4 protein-coding genes are annotated in these 5269 nt (G+C 67.6%); all 4 read left to right on the forward strand.

Annotated elements, in window-relative coordinates:
• Positions 1-803 (forward strand): efflux RND transporter permease subunit (locus AC1DZ6_RS18320; RefSeq protein WP_477098572.1); only part of this gene is annotated, 803 nt, incomplete at its 5' end.
• Positions 803-2242 carry an efflux transporter outer membrane subunit gene (locus AC1DZ6_RS18325; RefSeq protein WP_477098573.1) on the forward strand — a complete coding sequence of 480 codons (1440 nt, stop codon included), beginning with the start codon at positions 803-805 and terminating at the stop codon, positions 2240-2242. The genes AC1DZ6_RS18320 and AC1DZ6_RS18325, both read left to right, overlap by 1 nt.
• 340 nt (positions 2243-2582) lie before the next feature.
• On the forward strand, positions 2583-3218 hold the full coding sequence (locus AC1DZ6_RS18330; RefSeq protein ID WP_477098574.1) for a TonB-dependent receptor plug domain-containing protein: 636 nt from the start codon (positions 2583-2585) through the stop codon (positions 3216-3218).
• A partial coding sequence (locus AC1DZ6_RS18335) for a TonB-dependent receptor domain-containing protein (RefSeq protein WP_477098575.1) occupies positions 3197-5269 on the forward strand: 2073 nt, incomplete at its 3' end. The genes AC1DZ6_RS18330 and AC1DZ6_RS18335, both read left to right, overlap by 22 nt.

A 5269-nucleotide genomic window follows, 5' to 3' on the forward strand; every position in this document is an offset into this window, starting at 1 on the left:
GTTCGGCCCTGAACACGGTCCAGACGCCGATGACGCCTTTGACCGCGATCTCCAGCTTCGCCCAATCGGCCACCCCGACCTCGATCAACCACCAGAACGGCGAACTGGCCACGACCGTGTCGTTCAACCTGGCCGACGGGGTCTCGCTCAGCGACGCCCAGGCGGCCATCAAGCAGGCCGAAGCCGACATCGCCATGCCGACTAATGTCCGCGGCAGCTTCCAGGGCAGCGCCCGCAGCGCCGACGATCAGAACAAGCAGCAGCCGTTCCTGGTCGCCGCCGCCATCGTGGCGATCTACATCGTGCTGGGCATTCTCTACGAGAGCTACGTCCACCCGCTGACCGTGCTGTCGACCCTGCCGGCGGCCGGGGTCGGCGCGATGCTGGCCCTGCTGATCTTCAAGATGGAGTTCTCGGTGATCGCCCTGATCGGGGTGTTCCTGCTGCTGGGCATCGTCAAGAAGAACGCCATCCTGATCATCGACTTCGCCCTGGAGGCCCAACGTTCGCGCGGGCTGACGGCGATCGAGGCTGTGCGCGAGGCCAGCCTGCTGCGCTTCCGTCCGATCCTGATGACCACCCTGGCCGCCGCCCTGGGCGCCTTGCCCCTGGCCATCGGGTTCGGGGAGGGGGCCGAGCTGCGCCGCCCGCTGGGCATCACCATCATCGGCGGTCTGATCGCCAGCCAACTGCTGACCCTGATCACCACCCCGGTGGTCTACGTCTATCTCGACCGCCTGCGGGGCAAGACGCGCGACGAGCGCTACCTGGCCCACATGCCCTCCGCCCCGGAGCCCGTCTGATGCCCGCCCTCAAGCCCTTTGCTTTCAAGCACCTTGCCGTCGCCGGCTCCGCCCTCGCTCTGCTGTCGGCCTGCACGGTCGGCCCGGCCTATGAGAAGCCGGGCCTGCCGACCGCCACGCCCTTGCCCGCGACCTTCAAGGCCCTGGACGGCTGGAAGGTCGCCACGCCGGGCGACCTGCTGGATCGCGGCGACTGGTGGACCTTGCTGGGCGATCCGCAGCTGGACGCCCTGATCGCCCGGGTCAACGTCTCCAACCAGACCATCGCCGCCGCCGAGGCCAATTATCGCCAGGCCCGGGCCCTGGTGCGCGAGCAGCGCGCCGGCCTGTTCCCGACCATCGACCTGTCGGGCTCGGCGACCCGGGCGGGCGGCTCGGCCTCGGTCAACTCGACCGGGGGCTCGGGCAGCGCGGGACGCTACCAGGCCAGCATCGGCGCCAGTTGGGAGCCCGACCTCTGGGGGCGCATTCGCAACGGCGTCACCGGCGCCAAGGCCGGCGAACAGGCCAGCGCCGCCGACCTGACCGGCGCCCGCCTGTCGATGCAGGGCGAACTGGCCGTGAACTATCTGGGCCTGCGCCAGACCGACGCCGAGCTGGCCCTGGTCGGCAAGACCGTCGAGGGCTACCAGCGCAGCCTGCAGATCACCCAAAACCGCTACGCCGCCGCCATCGCGCCGAAGTCCGACGTGTTGCAAGCCACGACCCAGCTGGCCGGCGCCCAGGCCGAACTGGAAAGCCTGCGCCAGAACCGAGCGGCCTACGAAAACGCCATCGCCACCCTGGTGGGCGAGCCGGCCAGCGCCTTCCGCCTGACCGCCGACCCGGCCTGGACCGCCCGCGTGCCCGAGATTCCGGCCGGCGTGCCCTCGACCCTGCTGGAGCGTCGTCCGGACATCGCCGCCGCCGAGCGCCGGGTGGCCGCCGCCAACGCCGACATCGGCGTGGCCCGCGCCGCCTTCTTCCCGACCTTCGGCCTCAGCGCGGCGGGCAGCACCAGCGCGTCGAGCCTGGGCAACCTGTTCTCGGCCTCGGCCAACACCTGGTCGCTGGGCCTCAGCGCCGCTCAGACCCTGTTCGACGCCGGGGTCCGCAAGGCGCGGGTGGAGCAGGCGAGGGCGTCCTACGACGCCTCGGTCGCCGACTATCGCCAGATCGCCTTGGCCGCTTTCGAGGACGTGGAAAACCAGTTGACCGCCGCCCAGGTGCTGGAGCGCCGCTACGCCCTGCTGAAGACCAGCTCGGACGCCGCCGACCAGACCGAGCAGATGATGCTGAACCAGTACAAGGCCGGGCAGGTGGCCTATACGGACGTCGTCACGGCCCAGGCCTCGGCCCTGTCGGCGCGACGAGCCTTGCTGACCGCCGCCGTGGCCCGCCAGACCACGGCCGTGGCCCTGATCCAGGCCCTGGGCGGCGGCTGGGCGCCCCAGGCCTAGCCAGGTTTACGATCGGCCTTACCAGAGCGCTGAACGCCGTTCGAATCTGTCGATCAGCACGCCCAATTGTGGCGATCTGCCACACGATTGTATCCGCGACCGCGGCTAGAATGCCTTCCGTGGGCGGCGATCGTCGCCCTGCGCCCGCCGCCTGCCGGACCAAGAATCTCAATTACAACAAGGCCGTGACTGGCCTGGTCTTGCCTCCCTGGGTTTTGGCCTGACCAGAAAGATCTGCCACTTTGAAAAGTGGCATTACCAATCATTGACACATTTCCCGATTGGTCGGATAACTCGGCACATTAAGGGCGCCCAATCAGATGCGCCTGGGGGAGGACCTATGAATCTCGTTCGCAACACTCTCGTCCTGCGCACCGCGCTGCTGGCCTCGTGCGCCGCGGTCGCGATCGGATCGGCCGCTCACGCCCAGACGGCGCCGGCCCAGGGCCAACAGGCGCCAGCCGACGAAAGCGTCGTCGACACTGTCGTGGTAACCGGTTTCCGCGCCGCCTACGCCAACGCCATCGCCACCAAGCGCGACACCCTGCAGATCTCGGATGGCATCTCCTCGGACGGCCTGGGCCGATTCCCGGACCTGAACGTCGGCGAAGCGATCCAGCGCGTTCCCGGCATCCAGATCAACCGCGAAGCCGACAGCCGCAACGCCACCATCAGCCTGCGCGGCCTGCCCGGCACCTTCGCCCGCACCACCCTGAACGGCGGCGCCTTCGCCGATCCGATCCTCAACGGCTCGACCCCGCTGGGCGCGTTCAACTCGGACATCTTCACGTCGATCAACGTGATCAAGTCGCCGATGGCGTCGGACCTGGCCGGCGGCCTGTCGGGCAACATCGACCTGCGCATCGCGCCGCCCTGCAGCGCAAGGACGGCGGCTTCGCCAAGGTCTCGTACGAGTACAACGACCTCGGCAACCTGGGCAGCCCGCTGGCCTCGATGGGCTACAACGCCCACCTGAGCGACGACTTCGCCGTGTTCGGTGTCGTGGCCTGGAAGGACGAGAAGTTCCGCCGCGACTCGATCACGGTCAATTCCTGGGCCAACAAGCTGGGCTCGATCCAAGTGGGCAACCAGAAGGTCCCCGGCCAGAACCCGGTCTATGACGCCCTGGTCGCCGCCAATCCGGGCGGGGTCTACTATCCCAGCCAAACGCGCCAACTGGTCAAGTTCAACCGCGGCACCACGATCTCCGGCGCGACCGGCTTCGAGTGGCGGATCAACGAGAACTGGAAGCTGGGCGCGAACGCCTTCCTGACCAAGCGCAAGCTGGATGAGGCCACCAACAACCTGCTCTATATCGACGCGGGTGGCGGACAGGGCACCAACACCGCCCTGACGGCGACCTCGGCGGTCGCTCACATCACCGACATCGGCACGCCCTACATCGTCAACACGCCGAACGGCCCGCGCGCCTACGTCAACAGCTTCTCGGCCGAGAACATCAACACGTTCGACTCGGTCCGTTCCGAGCCGGCCGAGAACTCGACCTGGGCCATCAACCCGACCCTGGAGTTCACCAACGACGACTGGCGGGTGACCACCAACCTGACGGTCTCCCGCGCCAAGGCCCAGGCGAACCAGATCGAACTGGACATCATCCAGAACCCGTACCGCAACCTCGGCGCGGGCGGCCTGAACGGCATCACCACCTCGGWCAACCTGCACGGTTCGGACCTGGCGGACTACACGGCCATCCTGAACACGCCGCTGGCCACCCACCTGCTCGCGGGCGGCTTCGGCATCCCGTCCGCCGCCAACCAGGCCACCCAGGCCGGCGCACAGATGCCGGGCGCGGCGGCGGGCACCGCCGGCCACAAGTTCGGCGTCACCGGCACCAACGGCAAGTCCAACAACGACCTGGATTCGTTCCAGGTGGACGCCGAGCGCTCGTTCGCGGAAAACCCGTTCCTGACCAGCTTCCAGTTCGGCGTCCGGGCCGAGCACCTGAAGTATGTCTCGAGCGGCTCGCGCAACACCTCGCTGGGCGCCCAGACCCAGAACATCACGCCCGACATGGCGGCCCAGCTGTCCTACGCCAAGGACTTCTTCGGCGGCCAGGCCGGTGGCCCGACGTCCAACTGGATGGGCCTGGACRTCAACCGCATCCTGGCGGCTATCACCCCGGTCAACACCCAGCCCCGTTCGACGACCAACCCGAACGGCCTGCCCGCCCAGTTCGCCTTCGATCCCGCCACCGGCGTGTTCCTGACGCCCTACGGCTTCGTGAACAACTACTGGGACGGCAACTACTGGAACAACAACTTCACCAACGAGAACGAGATCTACTCCGCCTATCTGATGGCGAAGTTCAAGACCGAGCTGCTGGGCGTTCCCGTGCGCGGTTCGGCCGGCGCTCGCTACGAGTACACCCAGAACGACATCACGGCGCTGAACTGCAAGAACTGCTCGGCCGCCCAGTCGGTGGCGCCGCTGCCGGTCAATCACTCGCTGAGCACGCGGGACTACAGCCGCAACTACGACTACTGGCTACCGTCGATCGTCCTGGCGGCCGACCTGCGGGATGACCTGATCCTGCGCTTCGCGGCCTATTCGACCTATGTCCGCCCGCAACCGCGCGACACGGTGCCGACCAGCTTCGTCCAGGTGCCGACCGACCTGACCCCGCCCGTCGACCCGGTCTATACGGTCACGGTCGGCGCGACGAACCTGAAGCCCTACACCTCGGACTCGTTCGACGCGTCGCTGGAATGGTATAACCGTCCCGGCGGTCTGATCTCGCTGGCCGTCTATCGCAAGAACATCGACGGCTATATCGGCCCGATCACCGACCCGGCCATCCTGTGCCCGGCGAACGGCCAGATCCCCGGCCTCGACGTCAACCTGGGCACGCTGACCATCGACAACTCGAGCGGCACGCCCAAGTGCATGAGCTCCAACCAGTTCATCGGCGCCGGCGGCGGGCAGAAGTTCGCCCAGGTCAACATCAGCGGCCAGACCAACCAGAACGCCATGAAGGTCACCGGCGTCGAGCTCAACATACAGCAGAAC

The sequence above is a fragment of the Caulobacter sp. P1_B12_2 genome (assembly GCF_056406675.1).

Coding starts and splice junctions, on each gene's coding strand:
- AC1DZ6_RS18325 (WP_477098573.1), top strand. CDS start 803: ATGCCCGCCCTCAAGCCCTTTGCTTTCAAGCACCTTGCCGTCGCCGGC.
- AC1DZ6_RS18330 (WP_477098574.1), top strand. CDS start 2,583: ATGAATCTCGTTCGCAACACTCTCGTCCTGCGCACCGCGCTGCTGGCC.